The organism is Companilactobacillus baiquanensis (assembly GCF_003946605.1).
Taxonomy (GTDB): Bacteria; Bacillota; Bacilli; order Lactobacillales; family Lactobacillaceae; genus Companilactobacillus; species Companilactobacillus baiquanensis.
The window spans coordinates 29,339-45,900 of the sequence record NZ_RHOQ01000001.1 but is presented as its reverse complement, the minus strand read 5'-3'; the positions used below and the strand labels follow the sequence as shown (position 1 = coordinate 45,900).

Genomic DNA, 16,562 nt, shown 5'->3' with positions numbered 1-16,562 from the left:
TACTTATTTTTTTTGCCAAAATTTAGATATTCAATTTTCATGATTTTTCCAATTAATAAAATGAATCTTTCATAAAAATACTCATTTTAAGAAAACATCTCTTACAATAAATGAATTATATAGCAAAGAATGAATATTATAATTTAAATATGTCATACAGGGTATTCATAATTTGACAATTATCAGGGATAGAGGTAAAAAACATGAGATTTCAACAACTAAATCATGACCCAAATACTGTCATGAAAAAGAAATTGGTTAAATCGAATAAAAATTGGGTTGTAGTAAGCAGCCTTTCAATCGCAGGGGGATTATTCTTATTCGGTGCTCCTAGTTACGTTGCAAATGCTGCAACAACTGACACCGTACAACAAGAAGTCGTAACATCTGACCCTTCCAGTTCGGGGACCACGTCGGCACAAACGACAACTGCAGCCCCTGTAACTGACGGATCTAAAGAAACGCCACAATTAAATAGCAATAATACAAATGTTACTGATACAACAAAAGATACTGATGCAACATCAGAAAATACCGCTAATACAGCCGATACTACTAACCAAGTAACAGATGATACATCAACAACACCTGATCCAACTAATAATAATGTTGAAAATGGTGGCACTGATGCCACTAATACAGGTAATGAAACAACACAGCAACAGCCACAACTACAAGCACAGGCATTTAGTGCGGAAGCTGCACCCGTTGCTGAAGACGAACCAGTAAGTGACAATACTAGTCCTAGAACAAGCGGAACTGGTTGGTTAATTAGTGAAGATGGTAAAACTTTGGAAATTAATGGTCAATTGGACACTGATAACCCTAGTGATTACCAAGGTTGGGGAGGTACTGATAATTTAAATAGTATTACTACTATTAATGTTACTGCTGCCGTAACTGCGCCTACTGATTCATCTTATTTATTTGCCAATATGCCTAAGCTTACTTCTATTGATATGAGTCAATTAGACACTAGCAACGTGGCAAGTACCGAAGGAATGTTCAAAAACGATATCAGTTTAACGAATCCTGACTTTTCTCAAAACTCATTTAAAATGGCCACAAATATCAGCCATATGTTTGAAAATGATACTGGTCTTATAACGGTCAAATTCGGTGGTCTTGACAAAAACTTTAATAGAATTGGTACTGGCTTCACTAAAATTGTTAACGGAAGTTATGCATTTGCTAATTGTACTTCATTAACTGACATACTAAGTCCAAATCCAGATAATTCAGGAACCAATTCTTGGATTGTTAATACCGACAGCAGTGTGCCAGGTAAAAGAGATTTAAGAGCTATGTTTAAAAATGACGTGTCCCTTTCTACAATTAATATGTACACATGGGCATGGGCAAAATCGACGGTTTCTGAAAGTGACCGGGCTGAAACAGGTGACTCATCAATTGGTGAAGGTATGTTTGATGGAACTAACTTGAGTTCACTAACATTAAGTTCAATCCTTTCTTTTAACCCCAAAACACTATTGACTTCTAATGAAGGAACCGTTTGGTCAACGGAAGATAAGTCTGTATCCCTATATGGAGTTCCACAGGATAACCCAGCAACCGGAATATCAAATGGTCTTGGTGATGTCTTTAAAGGATCCTCAAGTAAGGAACAAGATGGTCAAAGTGTAAAAATAGTATTAAATGCAACTGATAAGTTAGCAACAGGGACATCTGTTGTAAACCACGTTACCCTACATACTAACAAAGGCGATATTGTTCAGGATATTTCTGGTAAAGTTGGAGATACCGGAACTATAGAAATCCCAGCTACGTATACTTTTGCAGACGGTAACCCTTACACAAGAACATCTACCGCAACAACAGCTAGTTTTACATTTGGGCAAACAATGGCCACGGCTTTGCCAGAAGCAACATATGATTCCCTTCCTGCTACAGGTGGAACTGTAACAATAAATACTAGCGATGAAAGTAATACCCCTATATCCATTACAGTTGATCCAACCAATCATTTAGTTGGCGACACCGTTAACGTTGATTTGAGTGATCCCACGATAACAGCACAATTGCCAACGGGATATCACATTTCAGATGATTCTATAGTTCAAGTAACATTCCAAAATTCCACGGATGAACCAGTGGTTGCTTCTGAAGACTCAAAAATCACTTTAGAGGGAGACACTATTACACCAGACCCTGTCACTGTTCAGACAAATAAAGGTCCTGTTACTCTAACTGTCCCTGAAGGTGAAGTTGGTACTACTGTTAAACCAGTAACTCTTGAAAGTAAACCTGGTTATGATGCTCCTGAAGTATCAGTTACTTACAATCCTGATGGGACTGCAACTGTTACTAATCTAGATGGTTCTGAAATCACTAGTGACAACTTACCTACCTACACAGGTAAAACCGTCAAAGCTGGTTCCGAAGTAACTATCGTTACTGATCAAGGTACAGATGCTTCAGGTAACGCCATCTCCGCTCCAGTTTCAGTTACAATTCCTGATGATGCTGTAATCGGTACCCCTACTAAGGTCACTGTTTCCGTAAAAGGATACGAACCTAAAGAGGTTGAAGCTACTATTTCTGTTGATGAACAGGGTAATTACACCGCTACTTATACTGATGCAGATGTAGCTACTGGTACAACTAAAGACCCTCTTAAACTTAATGGTGAAAATATTACACCAGACCCTGTCACCGTTCAGACAAATAAAGGTCCTGTTACTCTAACTGTCCCTGAAGGTGAAGTTGGTACTACTGTTAAACCAGTAACTCTTGAAAGTAAACCTGGTTATGATGCTCCTGAAGTATCAGTTACTTACAATCCTGATGGGACTGCAACTGTTACTAATCTAGATGGTTCTGAAATCACTAGTGACAAATTACCTACTTACACAGGTGTACCAAATAAAGCAATTTCTATCACATTTACAAAACCTGATGGTAGTACACAAGTAGTTCCTATACTCGCTGGTTCTCATAAATATGGTGATGATCCCATAACAATTACACCTGATTCAATAAATGGATATACAGCTCCTGCTGTTCTTGTTACATTTAATAATGAAGACGGTACACCGTCATTAAATTACGCAAATGATCCAACTAAAGAGGTGGATGATCAAAGTACATTAACTTACACACCAATCCCAACTAGTTCAGGCGAAACAGATCCAGATACACCTGAAAATGGTGATATCGAGTACAAGAACCAAACAATCTCCACATACGCTGACAAACCTGCCGTCCAACTTTATCAACTTGGTGAAGATGGCAAGATGACACTTTCAACAACTCGTTCACTTGCTTCTGCAACTGATTGGTTAAGTGATGCTGTAATCACAGTTGACGGTGTTGGATACTATCGTGTTTCAACAAATGAATGGGCTAAGATGAGCCAAGCTTATCCATACACTGCACCTAATGTTTATGTCAGAGCTTATGATGATTCTGCTAAACTACTTTACAAAGCTGAAAGTGATTTGATTGAAAACAGATCTCTTGCTCCAAACAGTAGTTGGGTTGCTGATCATCAAACATATGTAATCAACAATACAAAACACTATCGTGTTTCTACTAATGAATTTGTTAACGAAAAAGATGTTTATGTTTACACTCCAATAGACGCAGTCGTAACAACTCATGCTGGTTCATATGCAAGTCTGTACACTGCTAAAGGTGATCTAGTTACAAATAGATCATTAAGTGCCAACAGCAGTTGGAAGACTGATAGTATTACAAATATTAACGGTGAACAATATTATCGTGTTTCAACAAATGAATTTGTTAAAGCAGCTGATGTTGATATTAATCGTTAATTAGACACAAAAATAAGCTAAATTCCAAATAGGAATTTAGCTTATTTTTTTATATATCTATAACCGAAACATCCCCATTTCTACTAATTGCTCTACAACAATCAGAATAAACTTCAATGTATTCATACATGCCCTTTTTCGCCAATGATCGTGCGCGATCCATACCATCCGGTAAAACTTCTCCAGTATGATAATGAGTTAATATTTCTAAAACATACGTCAACGTGTGAACTTCATAAGTACCACCTAAATAACATTTAGAAATATAGCCCATTAGGATTCCATTTAAATTAACTTCTGGAAATTCACCTTGAATCGTAGCAATGATTTGATCTATTTCTGCTTGATTTAACCGACCATCACCAATATCTAATTTACTAAGCGCATCCATATATTTTTTGGAACGTTTTTTTCGTAAAATATTAGCAACCCTGCCTGTTTTAGTTCCTGTATTAGAATTATTATCTATCCTCTTCTTACTAGACAAATTCATGGAACTATTAGAACTCATATTGAGTAACCTTCTTGGCATTACAAAAGTACCTTTCTAGTTTTAGAAACTTTATTTAAGTCATTCTTCTCTGCTCCAATTGGTCGACCGGATGCGGGAACAGCACGACTTTTACCCCATTCTCTTATATCATCGATTTTTTCGGGACTAGTTTGTGATAAGGGAACCACATTTTGAAAAGTTTCCGTAATTAAGTTTTCTGACAGATCAGTATCTTCAGATAACGTTGTATACGCTAGATCACGGACAGCTGATTCTAAATCGGCACCTGTAAAACCATTCGATATATCAACGATATTATCAGACAACGGACCGGCAAATTGAACTTTGAGATATTTTTTCATATAAAGCGAAATAATCTCTCTTCTCTCTTCAGCAGTTGGTAAATCAACGAAAAATAACTCATCAAAACGTCCTCGTCTTAATAATTCCGAAGGTAGTTTACTAACGTCATTGGCCGTTGCTACAACAAAAACTTGTTTCTTGCTTTCTTGAAGCCAGAAAAGAAATTGTCCAACCATTCTAGTTGACACACCGCCGTCATTACTTGAACTAGCTCCTGATAATCCCTTTTCGATCTCATCGATCCATAATACACACGGTGAAACTTGATCCGCTGTATTAAGTGCATCTTTTAATTGTTGTTCAGTTTGGCCTACGTAACTTCCTTGGACCGTTGCAAAATCTAATCTGTATAACGGTAACTTCCAATTAGCAGCAATTGATTTAGCAGACAAAGACTTCCCACAACCGGGAACACCGACTAACAGGATTCCTCTTGGAGGTCTTAATCCACGTTTTCGTAACTCCGCATGTTTAGTAGGTGTTAATAATTTCTTTTTAGATGCTAACCACTGTTGCAAACCTGATAGTCCACCGACTTCTTTGACACTATCATCAACAGTTATTTTTTCTAATCCGGATATATTGGTAAATAATCTATCTTTGGACTTTCTAATTTCATCAATATCATCTTTTTTAATCGACTTCTTAGCAATAAGGGAAGCTATAACATTTTCGGTTTCTATTTTAGTAACACCGACTAATGATGTTGCCGCTTCTTTAACATCTTCATCATCCCATTCTATTGGGATCTCACTACGATAATCATCAATATATTCAGAAATAATATCGTACATTTCGTTTTCATCAGGAAGATCCAGTTTAAGAACCATCCCCAAGCGCTGTAACTGACTCCATACAGTTGTATTCGTTAAAGTAATTACCATTCCACCTGACTCATTAGCCAGCGTAACTAAATCAAGAATCTGCTTTGCACCATCATTTCCGCTAGATATATCTGGTACTTCAGTCAAAATCAAAGTAAGATTTTGACGATGTTTCATCTCTTCACCAATATAATCCATCGCACCATAAACTGACTTATCTTCATTAACTACTTGGTCATTTTCAATATTATACGTGCCTTTTGATAAGGTATGTACTAAAAAGCCTAAATTTAATTCCTCAGAAATCGATTTTAGTAAATCTAACGCTCTTGATCTCTCGATCGTATTCAACGCAATGAACGGTATTCTAGCGATGGAATATCTCGTTAATAAGTCTTTAGCCTCTTTTATTCCGCTCAAAAAAGTTTTCCTCCTTAATTATCCACTCTATTATTTCTTACTAAACTAGATAATTTTCCACTTTTATCAGCCTCTGCTGATTCTTCTAAGTTACTTTGTAGATCTTTACGTGAATTGTATAACATCTCAATTAATTTTCGCCTTGGATCTGTTGGAATTGCTTCTATATTAACCAAGGATTTCATAGTATCAAACTCTTTTTTTAATTGATGAACGGATTTAACAAAATTAGCTTCCTGTATACCTGGATGACTAATTTGTTTTTCAAAAGTTTTGACTGAATCCGTCATGCGTTTATTAATTACAGTAGTTAAACGTTTCATAAATCTATCTGCGACACCCGTTTGCCAAACTAGTATACCGTTCTTTGCAATCTCTAAAACTTGATCGTCATTTTCATGAGTATCAAATTTTTTTAATAAATCTACCCACTCACGATACGTTGATATATTAGCCATTATTGATGTCTCCTAACTAAAATATTGTCTGGTACTAGGTCCCAGTCAGGTAGACCTTTAGCAAATACGTCTTCGTGTTCCACTGTCTTTGAATTTTCATTATCCGAGGTTTGAATTGGTTTAAAGATATTTTCGTCTATTGTTGAAAATGCAGAATTATTTTTATTATCCATTATTAAGCCTCACTTTTCACATTAATGTGACGAGTACTAGTTTTTAAATTACGTACATATTGTTGTGGAGTCAGTTGATCTAAAAACTCAATAACTTTATTGTATTCGGCATCTGCTACCGCAAATTCATCCCTAATATCCACGGTTTCTGCCATAATTTGCCTAATTATATTAGCTCCATCTTTTTTCTGATCTTCAAACTGTTGAATTATTTCCTGTTTTCTCTTTTCGATAATGTCAATTTTTCGTTTAGAATGAATAGCCCAATAACCACCAAATAAGGCCAAAACAACTCCTATAATTGTGTGTCCAGATAAGGCAAGGATAATCCCTATTGCACCCAAAACTCCTCCAATATAAAACCGAGTTTTGCTTATTTTATTTTTATTTAATTCGACTTGTTTCTTAGCTTCAACATCAGTTTGATAATTATTTATACTATCAATTTCATTCTCACCGTTTTCAGTCACACCAGAAAAGCCATTTACAGTGTACTTAACTTTTTCAGGTACTCGATTACGGTTTTTTAAAATTAAATCACCATAAGCATCTTTGATCCAATCTTTTGATAGAGCAATGGCAAATTTTTGAGTTGAGGAGCTACCACCACTGCCGCCATTCATCAAAGCAGCATCAGTCAACAGTTGAGAGAAATCCTTTCTTTCAACATATGATTTATCCTCCACCTTCATATCCTGATTAGCTCTTACTTTATTACCACTATATTTAATGATAAGTTCATTTAATCGTTCCTCACGTTTATATTTAAGTTCCTCACTATCAAATCCGGTAACTAATGACATTAAAATCTCATCTAACTGTTTTTTGGTATTTTCAGTTGAATCAACTTTACTGAATATTTCTTTAAAATAATCCAAAATGTTTCGGTGGAGATACGCGCCTTTCAAGGTATCCTCAAGATCTACCCAGTTTGAAGAATATTGTTGCAACATTGGATACGGATTATTCAATTTATCAGGTTTATAAAGGGCTAAAGCTTCACCCCATTGTTTTTCTTGCTGTTGAGTGAAGTTCGGACGATTTTCAAGGTTAGTTAACCAACGTTCAAGGGTATTGGATACAGTACCTTCTGCATCAACACCTAATAAACCATTAGCAAAAGCATCAATTATAATAATAGAGTTTCGGTCTAATTGTGTTTCATCTTGGCTTCTTAAATAATATGAAGTCCACTTAAGGCTAGCATTCTTTCGATTGGCTCTGCGACATATTAATGCAAATAACAATGCTGTTTTTTGTTTATCGCGCTTTAATGCTTCATTTAATGCTTTATCAGCTAACTCATGATCATCGTTTATCCATGCGGACAATGCCACCAAACAAGGTGCTAACCAATATCCAGGAGCGGAAATCATCATTTTTTCACTAGCAGAAGTAATTACTTCTTTTCGAACTATTTCTAAATCATCTGCTTGCAGGATACCAACTGTTGTTCTTCTTATTTCATCATAATGACCATAGTTCTTTTCAATTTCTTGTCTAATTTTAACGACTCTAGTCTCTGAAACACTCAAATTATTACTGAGCATTTGTTGCTCCACATAGTTGTTAAATTGTCGTCTCAAAGTCAAAATTTCACTTTGTACTGATGCGACTTTATTATCAACATCTTGAACATTAGCATCAACATTTCCTATATTATTAGCCAAAACACTCAAATTTCTCTCAATTGTTCTAAGGTCTGCTTCTTGAATCGCCTCTGTCATTAGTTTTCTCCCTATTCCTATAAAATTCCTTATAACAATAACATTATACTCAAGTGCAACTACCGTTGTCATTAATTTTTCCGTATATAAATATTTTTGTTTGAAATAAAAAAAAGGTGTATCAGATTTTATCTGATACACCTTTAATTCTAAATTTTATTGTTGATTAGGATTCAAATTACTCAAAACTTGTTCATAAGCAGTCTCGTACTTTTGAACATCCCCTGCACCCATGAAAATAATAACAGCATTATGGTAGTCCAATAATGGTGACATATCTTCTAGTTTAAGAACTTGTCCACCTTTATGGATCTTATCACCTAAATCTTTACTTGTAATATCACCATGTTTTTCACGAATGGATCCAAAGATATTTGTTAAATAAACATCATCGGCAAGATCTAGCGATTTAGCAAAATCATCCATTAATGCAAGTGTTCTTGTATAAGTATGTGGTTGGAAAACAGCTACTACTTCGCGGTCTGGATATTTTTGTCTAGCGGCATCAATTGTGGCTTTGATTTCTTGTGGGTGATGAGCATAGTCATCGATAATAACCATATCAGCGACTTTCTTTTCACTGAAACGTCTCTTAACACCACTGAAAGTTTGCAATTCCTTATTGATCAAAGCATGGTCAAGATGTTCCATGTGACCAACGCCAATAACTGCAAGTGAATTCAATACATTATGTTCACCATACAATGGAACTTCAAAATTACCAATATTTTCACCCTTGATAGAAACGTCAAATGAAGATCCTTTGACAGTACGTTTGATATTAGTTGCACGAATATCATCAGTTTCATTTAGACCATAATAATAGATAGGAACGTCCGTCTTGATCGACTTAGCGTGCTTATCCTCGCCCCAAATGAAAATACCTTTTTTAGTCTTACGTGCTTCTGATTCAAAAGCATCGACAACATCATTGATCCCACCAAAGAAGTAATCTGGATGGTCAAAATCAATATTTGTAATGATCAAATAGTCAGGTGAATAGTCTAAGAAGTGACGACGATATTCATCAGCTTCAAAAACAAAGAATTTAGCATCTTTAACACCTTTACCCGAACCATCACCAATTAAATATGACGTCTTAGCAATACCACTTAGTGTATGTGCCAATAATCCGGTCGTACTAGTTTTACCGTGAGATCCAGCAATACCAATAGATGTATATTCTGAAACTAATTTACCAACCATTTGTGGGTATGTGACAACTGGCAAATGCATGTCATTGGCTTTTTTAATTTCTACTTGATCATCATCAAAGGCGTTACCTTTAACAATAGTTAAACCTTCATGAATATTTTTCTCATCAAAAGGTAAAATCTTAATGCCCGCTTTTTCAAGGCCTCTTTGAGTAAATGTATATTTATCAATATCTGAACCTTGAACTGTATATCCTAAATCTTTCAAAATAAGTGCTAGTGCACTCATTCCTGTACCTTTAATACCAACGAAATGATAGACTGTATTTTCCATAAAATAACTCCTAATCGAACATTTTTGCTGCTTTATCAAAATCAAATGCTTCTCCAGCATTACCTGAATCTAATACTAAAATACCGCGCTTTTGTGGAGCATTAGGAATGCCCAGTTCTCTAGCGGAACAAATCATCCCAAAACTATCTACGCCACGCAATTGACCTGGCCATATTTCTGTACCAGTTGGCATTACAGCCCCTGGCAAAGCGACTACTACTAATTGGCCTTGATCGATATTTGAAGCTCCACAAACGATTTGAACAGGCTTGTCGAGTCCAACATCTGTTTGGGTAATATGTAAATGATCAGAATCAGGATGTTCCTTCATTTCCTCAACATGACCGATCACAAATTTTGGACTATTGTCAGCAACTAACTGGTCGCTAAAGCCTGAATTTGCAATTGCATCATTTAAAATTGAAACTTGGTCGTCATCCAAAAATACTTGACCCTTTTCGGTCAAATTAAGCTTTTTACCTAGACCAAAAAAATTGAAGCCGATGGCTTCATTTGTTTCATCATTAAAAATTCTTACAACATTATTCTTATTTTCGCTTGATTGACTAACACCAGCATCATCTGCTAGTTCCACAATCAAAATGTCACCTAGGACATCAGGGTTATAAAAGCTTAATAACATTATTTCCTCACTCAACTATTATTTATTTACTACTGAATTAATAAAGGTCTCAACTTCTTCTTTAGTTTTACGATCTTTATTTACTAGTCTACCAATTTCTTGACCATTTTCAATAATAACAAAGCTAGGAATTCCCATAATATCTAATTCTCTGGCAATATCCATATTATTATCACGATTAAAACTGATCCAATCGAAATCAGAATATTCTTTTTCTAGCTCTGGTAGTTTAGGCTCGATAAATTTACAGTCTGGGCACCAGTCAGCGTGGAAGAATAAAATAAACTTGCCTTCTTTTGTTACTTCATGCCAATCTTTAACTCCATAGTCCTCAAATTCTTTCATATCATTCACCTCTCGTAATTAAGATACTTTTTATTTCTAATTCGGTCAATTAAATGTCCTTGGCTAGTAGAATAATATATAATAGTGTTAATATATGGTTAATAAAACATCAAGGAGTGATTCAAATGAGTAAAAAAGGTTTCGGTTCTTTAATTGCTTGTGGTGCTGTGCTTGTAGCTAGTGCCGCTACTACTGTTCTAGTAAAACATCATTTAGATAGTGCGAAAATTATTGATAAAGTTAAATCAGTTCTTGGCGAAGACAGCAAAGTAATTGGTTCATGGGTTGAGCCATTCTACCAACGTGTCGATGTTAACGGACAATCCTCATGGGGAATCGTTGGTGGCGTAACAACTATGGACGAATTCGATGTTGCTCAATACCACTTTATCGCTGACGCTGTATCTGGCGAATTACTAAACATTAAAAAAGTACAATAATTAATTTAAAACGAGGCTTTCAGGTAATTTATCCTGAAGCCTTTTTTTGAGAACTTTTCTTCATATTCAGTCTGAATATTGTTCTCATTTAAAGCCTCATCATTATGCAGATCTAATGACAATTCATCAAACTTCATACCAAAATTATTCATGCTTACTAAAGAATACTCGAATAATCCTTGATTATCCGTCTTAAATTCGATATTTCCATCATCTTCAAGCACGTACTTATATTGTTCTAAAAATGATTTGTAAGTTAATCTTCTTTTTACATGACGTGTCTTTGGCCAAGGATCAGAAAAATTAAGGTAGAGACCTTTGATCTCATTTTCAGCAAATAAATCAGATAAGTTTGATCCATTGGCTAATAATAATTGTAAGTTAGGCAATTTATTCTCAACTTGTTTCTTCAAAATCAAAGCAATAGCACCCTCTTGAACTTCCATGGCAATATAGTTATTTTGAGGGTTTCTTTTTGCCAGTTCAGTGATAAATGCTCCCTTACCTGAACCTAACTCAAGATAAAGCGGCTGTTTCTTTTCAAATCTATCTTGCCACTTACCTTGCATATTCTCTGGTTGAACCGAAATCAAATCTAAATTGTCATTGATCATATCTTTGGCCCAAGGTTTGTTTCTTAATCTCATAAATCTAAATACACTCCACTATTAAAATATTTTTTTAAGCTGTCTGGGAATATAAAAATATCCCACAAATACTAATACTAAAAGACCTGCTGCGATAATTATCAAACTATTCATACTGAAACTGAACTTATACAAAATTGCAAAGGCACTGATGATCCATTGGACAAACAGTACAAATGTACTTAACTTAGTAAAATCTTTGATTTTATCAGTCTGTTTAACAGGATAGATCCGCTGCATCAAATTTTGCATGGTTTCTTTAAAGTAGGGCTTTAATTGGAATCCTACTAAGTAAATGAATAGCATCTCGACAATTAACGAAATATAAAAATTATCGATCAAACATAGCATGATTGCCTGAATCACTGTTAACCTAAAGAATAATCCGATATATTCGTTATTTCTAACAAAACCACGAGCAAATAGATAAAGATATGTATTGCTCTGTTCTTGTTTGATCCCTTTAAATAGGAAATCTAACCACTTACGACGTCTGATTTTACTATTAACACCAGGAACATCGGTAAATAAATTATAAAAACGTTTAATCCTAAACATTCTCTGATTCTCTTTAGCAATTGCATTTTGCCATTGAAGCTGTCCAGATCCACAGATCTGTTTACTTCTTGAGATCGCGATACCAAGTAAAACTATGGCACCTATCAATAAAATAAAACTATTCAGATAGACCGCTAAAATTAATAAAGCAATTAAAATCAGATTTATCCAATTTTTGGCAGATAAACCTTTAAAATTGTCCTTACCGTAAATACCAAAGACTTCAAAATTCAGCATACCGAATTTATAAACTACAACACCCAAGGTCAGCATGACGATCGATAATACCGACAAACCTGCAGCTTTAAAGGCAAATGGCGACATTAAAAATCCTACTAAAGCAATCGTTACAACTGGCAACATACTGCTGTAATTTTTGGCCGCTTGAAAATATTCATAAAAATCTTTTTCTTTTACTAATAAAAAGGTACTGTCGGGTTCTTCCAATAAAGTAGCAACACTACCAGATTGAGCAATCAACCAAAAAAGAATTATTACTACTGGTTTTCCAAAAACGTTGACTTGATTAATAGTGTCGAGAAAATTAGAGTACCAAAATCCTAATGCACCAATTAAAACAATGAATGCTAAAACAAAATTATCATTAAATATCAAACGTAAATATTTGAATTGATCAAGCTGATGTCTTCTTAATCTTTCTTTCCACAACTTTGTCATTACTGATCTTCGTTTGACATCTTGATATAAATATCATCCAAGTTACCATTTTGCATGTCAAACTTCTCCTTTAGTTCATCTAAAGTACCATCAGCTCTGACTTGTCCGTGATTTAATAGAATAAACTTGTCCGCGTGATCTTGAACGGTTGCTAAAACGTGAGTAGACATCAATACTGAACAACCTTTTTGTTTCTTTTCTTCGACAATATTCAATAAATCATTAACTGCTAATGGATCTAGTCCTGTGAACGGTTCATCAATAATAAACAATCTGGCATCAGTCATAAAAGCACAAACGATCATGACTTTTTGCTTCATACCTTTTGAAAAGTTTTGTGGGAACCAATCCAATTTATTATCAAGTCTGAATGTTTTCAAAAGTTCATGCGCCTTTGCCCAAGTCTTATCATGATCCAGATCATAAGCCATAATAGTTAAGTCGATATGTTCCTTTAAAGTTAATTCCGAATAAAGGATCGGCATTTCTGGAACATAGGCAATTTTTTTGCGATATTCTTCAACGTTATCTTGCAAACTCAAGCCGTCAATAAGGATCTGACCGCCACGAGGAGTAAGCAATCCAATAATATGTTTAATAGTTGTCGACTTTCCGGCACCATTGAGTCCAATCAATCCAACAACTTGACCATCCTCAACCGTAAAAGTTTCTTTTTTTAAGACTGATACTTGACCGTAACCTCCGGTCAATTCTTTAAGTTCTAGAGTCATAGATAACCACCTATACCTGTTTTAATTACAAAAGCACAATTCTAAGCCGACATGACTTTGAACTGTGCTTATACTTATTAATATTATAACCCAAGCGCTAATCAATTACATTATTGTTGATTGGTCAATTAAAGCTAAATTCATTTTTAGATAGAAATTGTGTAAACTGATGCAATCAATTATGATAGCATTATAATAAATATACTGTTTTTGAAAGGAGATTTTTATGGACGATTGTATCTTTTGTAAAATAATCAAGAACGAAATTCCAAATACTACTATTTATGAGGACGACGATATCAAAGCTTTCTTTGATATTTCTCAAGTAACTCCTGGACATACATTAATAGTACCTAAGAAGCACGTTAAAAATATCTTTGAATATGATGAAGATCTTGCTCAACGTGTTTTCAAGAAGGTTCCTATGATTGCTCGTGCTATCAAAGAATCAAATCCAGATATCATTGGTATGAATATCTGTTTGAATAATGGTGAGATCGCCTACCAAAGTGTTATGCACTCACATATTCATTTAGTACCTAGATATTCTGATCAAGATGGTTTTTCAATGAAATGGGCAGATAACACTGGACTTGCATCAAATGAACAACTACAAGAACGTGCCGATGCTATCAAGAAAAACTTGGAGGGCTAATTTATGAAGTTTGCTACTGGTTTTATTATTGGAACCATTTCCGGTGTAGCATTAAATTATTACCAAAAGGGTTCTTTAACTAAAGACGCTAATAAAGTCCTAAAGAACATCAAAATAATTAAAGAATCGCTGACAGAACTTTCGAATAATGTCAAAGTTGTTCCTGGAGTCGTTAAAGACCTCCAAAAAGACTTTTCGGATTATACTAGCGATATACAACCTGATGTTGAGAATATACAATCGACAATTTCTAAGATGCAAGACAATCTTGATGAATTTAAGAGCATAAATGGATAATTTATGAAGTTTTTATGAATTTTTCCCGAATTGTCAGGCTTAAGTTGCCTTTTTATGGTATTCTCTTCAATTGTAGACATATTAAATAAGGATGTGTAAAGGATGAATAAACGATTTACTAAGTGGATCTTAGCAATTGCTGGTCTTCTAATGATAACCGTTGTTGCTGGTTGTTCTGGTAACAAGACCGTTGCTTCTATGAAGGGTGGAAGAATTACTCAACAAGAATATTACGATGAAATGAAGAGTTCTTCTTCTGGTAAGCAAACACTTCAAACAATGATCATCTCTAAGGCTCTTGAAGAACAATATGGTAAAAAAGTTAGTGACAAACAAGTTACTAAAGAATATAACAAATACAAGTCACAATATGGTTCTTCATTCAGTTCAATTCTTCAACAAAATGGTATGACAACAAAACAATTTAAGAAGAATATCCGTACTAACCTTCTTACAAAAGTTGCTTTGAAGGATAACAAGAAGATCTCTGATAAGAAACTTAAGAGTGAATGGAAATCATATCAACCAAAAATCACTGTTGCTCAAGTCTTAGTTAAGAAGAAGGCTACTGCTCAAGAAGTTATTGATAAACTTAATAACGGTGAGAAGTTCGCTGATTTAGCTAAAGAATACTCAACTGATTCTGCCACAAAGAATAATGGTGGTAAGATGGCAGCATTTGATAAAGACAGTACAACAATTGATTCAGACTTCAAGACAGCCGCATACAAACTTGATAAAGTTGGCGATGTTACATCAGAACCAGTTAAGACAAGTTATGGTTACTCAGTAATCAAGTTAGTTAAGAAACCTGCTAAGGGTAAACTTGCTGACCACAAGGCTCTATTGAAATCTAAGATCTATGCAGAATGGATGCAAGATTCAACCGTTATGCAAAAAGTTATTTCTAAAGTCTTGAAGAAGGCTGATGTTTCAATCAAGGATAATGATCTTAAAGATATTCTTTCAGGATATGTTTCAGGCTCATCATCATCATCAAGTTCTTCATCAAGTAAATAATTACGATTAAGCAATCATCTTTTGATGGTTGCTTTTTTTAATACTTGGATAGTTAAATTATTCACAAAATGATACAATCAGCTTGTATCGATATATAAGTTGACTGTGAGGAAAAAGAAATGGATAAGTATTTAACTTTTGATTGTTACGGAACCTTATTAAACGAAGATATTCTTTACAAAAAAGTTGAACAAATTGGCAATGAAATTGGTGTCGATGGCAAACAAGCTCTGAAAAAATTTATTGAATACCGCGAAGATCCTAGTAACGTTCATCCATATGTGGATTATGATCTGTTTACTAGAAATAATTTGATCAATTTAGACTATCAATTTAATTTGAATCATAAATTTGAAGAATACTATGTTGATATTTTAGAAGCACATCGTAATTTAAAACCGTTTCCTGAAGTTATTTCAACCTTAAAAGAATTCTTAGAGATGGACTACAAATTGATCATAATGTCCAATTCTGCCTGGAGTTTAATGAAAAACAATTCTGATGCTCTAAAGGTACCCTTTGATGTTTGGACAGCAGAAGATGTGCATGCTCATAAACCAGATCTGCATTTCTTTAAAGCAGTTCAAGAACACTACAACTTTACACAAAAAAATCATATCCATATTGCTCAAGGATATGATTACGATATTGTCCCCTGCGAACAGATGGAATGGAAGTCAATTTGGGTCAATCGTTTTCAAGAAAAGCCTTACGGAAGTGCTCGACCCACTTATGAAGTAACCAAGTTAGATGAAATATTGCCAATATTGAAATAAACAAGCGAAGTAGTCCAAAATCGGATTACTTC

Annotated in this window: 17 protein-coding genes; 6 read left to right on the top strand and 11 right to left on the bottom strand. The window is 34.6% G+C overall.

Translation table 11 applies throughout. The annotated features are described in order from the left end of the window. Positions 1-203 precede the first annotated feature (203 nt). Entirely contained in the window at positions 204-3,794 is a 3,591-nt protein-coding gene (locus tag EKM77_RS00210; RefSeq protein WP_125591467.1) for an SLAP domain-containing protein, read from the top strand. Positions 3,795-3,843: 49 nt separating this feature from the next. Here the strand turns inward: EKM77_RS00210 and EKM77_RS00205 are convergent, their stop codons facing one another. From EKM77_RS00205 to EKM77_RS00175, 8 genes are all read right to left on the bottom strand, one after another. After that, the gene (locus EKM77_RS00205) at positions 3,844-4,305 is read right to left on the bottom strand and encodes a hypothetical protein (protein WP_225425156.1); all 462 of its coding nucleotides are present in this window, start codon (positions 4,303-4,305) and stop codon (positions 3,844-3,846) included. A gap of 20 nt (positions 4,306-4,325) precedes the next feature. Next, positions 4,326-5,894 (bottom strand): AAA family ATPase, encoded by a 1,569-nt coding sequence (locus tag EKM77_RS00200; protein WP_125591462.1) that lies wholly within the window; start codon positions 5,892-5,894, stop codon positions 4,326-4,328. A gap of 14 nt (positions 5,895-5,908) precedes the next feature. After that, on the bottom strand, positions 5,909-6,352 hold the full coding sequence (locus EKM77_RS00195; RefSeq protein ID WP_125591460.1) for a hypothetical protein: 444 nt from the start codon (positions 6,350-6,352) through the stop codon (positions 5,909-5,911). Further along, a complete protein-coding gene (locus EKM77_RS10920) occupies positions 6,352-6,525 on the bottom strand; it encodes a hypothetical protein (RefSeq protein ID WP_164507676.1) in 174 nt (57 codons plus the stop codon). Before EKM77_RS10920 ends, EKM77_RS00195 begins: the two co-directional genes overlap by 1 nt. A 2-nt stretch (positions 6,526-6,527) precedes the next feature. Further along, positions 6,528-8,252 (bottom strand): hypothetical protein, encoded by a 1,725-nt coding sequence (locus EKM77_RS00190; protein ID WP_125591458.1) that lies wholly within the window; start codon positions 8,250-8,252, stop codon positions 6,528-6,530. Between the two features lie 156 nt (positions 8,253-8,408). Then, on the bottom strand, positions 8,409-9,740 hold the full coding sequence (gene murC, locus EKM77_RS00185) for a UDP-N-acetylmuramate--L-alanine ligase (RefSeq protein ID WP_125591456.1): 1,332 nt from the start codon (positions 9,738-9,740) through the stop codon (positions 8,409-8,411). A 10-nt stretch (positions 9,741-9,750) separates the two neighbouring features. Further along, complete coding sequence (gene ytpR, locus EKM77_RS00180; protein ID WP_125591454.1) at positions 9,751-10,383, bottom strand: YtpR family tRNA-binding protein; 633 nt, start codon at positions 10,381-10,383, stop codon at positions 9,751-9,753. Between the two features lie 18 nt (positions 10,384-10,401). Beyond that, positions 10,402-10,728 (bottom strand): thioredoxin family protein, encoded by a 327-nt coding sequence (locus tag EKM77_RS00175; RefSeq protein WP_125591453.1) that lies wholly within the window; start codon positions 10,726-10,728, stop codon positions 10,402-10,404. A 125-nt stretch (positions 10,729-10,853) separates the two neighbouring features. Here EKM77_RS00175 and EKM77_RS00170 point away from each other — a divergent pair, with 125 nt between their 5' ends. After that, complete coding sequence (locus EKM77_RS00170; RefSeq protein ID WP_125591451.1) at positions 10,854-11,168, top strand: hypothetical protein; 315 nt, start codon at positions 10,854-10,856, stop codon at positions 11,166-11,168. 5 nt (positions 11,169-11,173) lie between these two features. On the opposite strand, the gene trmB is transcribed toward EKM77_RS00170, so the two are convergent. The 3 genes from trmB to EKM77_RS00155 are packed head-to-tail and all read right to left on the bottom strand — an operon-like array spanning position 11,174 to position 13,782. Beyond that, on the bottom strand, positions 11,174-11,815 hold the full coding sequence (gene trmB / locus EKM77_RS00165) for a tRNA (guanosine(46)-N7)-methyltransferase TrmB (RefSeq protein WP_125591448.1): 642 nt from the start codon (positions 11,813-11,815) through the stop codon (positions 11,174-11,176). A gap of 21 nt (positions 11,816-11,836) precedes the next feature. Then, positions 11,837-13,051 carry an ABC transporter permease gene (locus EKM77_RS00160; protein ID WP_125591446.1) on the bottom strand — a complete coding sequence of 405 codons (1,215 nt, stop codon included), beginning with the start codon at positions 13,049-13,051 and terminating at the stop codon, positions 11,837-11,839. Continuing rightward, complete coding sequence (locus tag EKM77_RS00155; protein ID WP_125591444.1) at positions 13,051-13,782, bottom strand: ABC transporter ATP-binding protein; 732 nt, start codon at positions 13,780-13,782, stop codon at positions 13,051-13,053. The genes EKM77_RS00160 and EKM77_RS00155 overlap by 1 nt, the downstream gene beginning before the upstream one ends. A 226-nt stretch (positions 13,783-14,008) precedes the next feature. On the opposite strand from EKM77_RS00155, the gene EKM77_RS00150 reads away from it, so the two are divergent. The 4 genes from EKM77_RS00150 to EKM77_RS00135 all read left to right on the top strand — a co-directional run bounded on the left by EKM77_RS00150 (position 14,009) and on the right by EKM77_RS00135 (position 16,530). Continuing rightward, the gene (locus EKM77_RS00150; RefSeq protein ID WP_125591442.1) at positions 14,009-14,437 is read left to right on the top strand and encodes an HIT family protein; all 429 of its coding nucleotides are present in this window, start codon (positions 14,009-14,011) and stop codon (positions 14,435-14,437) included. A 3-nt stretch (positions 14,438-14,440) separates the two neighbouring features. Continuing rightward, the gene (locus EKM77_RS00145) at positions 14,441-14,734 is read left to right on the top strand and encodes a hypothetical protein (RefSeq protein ID WP_125591440.1); all 294 of its coding nucleotides are present in this window, start codon (positions 14,441-14,443) and stop codon (positions 14,732-14,734) included. A gap of 102 nt (positions 14,735-14,836) precedes the next feature. Further along, positions 14,837-15,754: a peptidylprolyl isomerase PrsA gene (locus tag EKM77_RS00140; protein WP_125591439.1), complete on the top strand. Its 918-nt coding sequence runs from the start codon at positions 14,837-14,839 to the stop codon at positions 15,752-15,754. Between the two features lie 119 nt (positions 15,755-15,873). Continuing rightward, positions 15,874-16,530, top strand: a complete 657-nt coding sequence (locus EKM77_RS00135; protein ID WP_125591437.1) for an HAD hydrolase-like protein — start codon at positions 15,874-15,876, stop codon at positions 16,528-16,530. The last annotated feature ends 32 nt before the right edge of the window (positions 16,531-16,562 follow it).

Bases quoted from the DNA above. Each gene is read 5' to 3' on its own strand.
- trmB (WP_125591448.1), bottom strand. From the start codon at position 11,815: ATGAGATTAAGAAACAAACCTTGGGCCAAAGATATGATCAATGACAAT.
- EKM77_RS00140 (WP_125591439.1), top strand. From the start codon at position 14,837: ATGAATAAACGATTTACTAAGTGGATCTTAGCAATTGCTGGTCTTCTA.
- EKM77_RS00210 (WP_125591467.1), top strand. From the start codon at position 204: ATGAGATTTCAACAACTAAATCATGACCCAAATACTGTCATGAAAAAG.
- EKM77_RS00150 (WP_125591442.1), top strand. From the start codon at position 14,009: ATGGACGATTGTATCTTTTGTAAAATAATCAAGAACGAAATTCCAAAT.
- EKM77_RS00135 (WP_125591437.1), top strand. From the start codon at position 15,874: ATGGATAAGTATTTAACTTTTGATTGTTACGGAACCTTATTAAACGAA.
- EKM77_RS00145 (WP_125591440.1), top strand. From the start codon at position 14,441: ATGAAGTTTGCTACTGGTTTTATTATTGGAACCATTTCCGGTGTAGCA.
- EKM77_RS00155 (WP_125591444.1), bottom strand. From the start codon at position 13,782: ATGACTCTAGAACTTAAAGAATTGACCGGAGGTTACGGTCAAGTATCA.
- EKM77_RS00170 (WP_125591451.1), top strand. From the start codon at position 10,854: ATGAGTAAAAAAGGTTTCGGTTCTTTAATTGCTTGTGGTGCTGTGCTT.
- EKM77_RS00195 (WP_125591460.1), bottom strand. From the start codon at position 6,352: ATGGCTAATATATCAACGTATCGTGAGTGGGTAGATTTATTAAAAAAA.
- EKM77_RS00205 (WP_225425156.1), bottom strand. From the start codon at position 4,305: ATGAGTTCTAATAGTTCCATGAATTTGTCTAGTAAGAAGAGGATAGAT.
- EKM77_RS00175 (WP_125591453.1), bottom strand. From the start codon at position 10,728: ATGAAAGAATTTGAGGACTATGGAGTTAAAGATTGGCATGAAGTAACA.
- murC (WP_125591456.1), bottom strand. From the start codon at position 9,740: ATGGAAAATACAGTCTATCATTTCGTTGGTATTAAAGGTACAGGAATG.
- EKM77_RS00190 (WP_125591458.1), bottom strand. From the start codon at position 8,252: ATGACAGAGGCGATTCAAGAAGCAGACCTTAGAACAATTGAGAGAAAT.
- EKM77_RS10920 (WP_164507676.1), bottom strand. From the start codon at position 6,525: ATGGATAATAAAAATAATTCTGCATTTTCAACAATAGACGAAAATATC.
- EKM77_RS00160 (WP_125591446.1), bottom strand. From the start codon at position 13,051: ATGACAAAGTTGTGGAAAGAAAGATTAAGAAGACATCAGCTTGATCAA.
- ytpR (WP_125591454.1), bottom strand. From the start codon at position 10,383: ATGTTATTAAGCTTTTATAACCCTGATGTCCTAGGTGACATTTTGATT.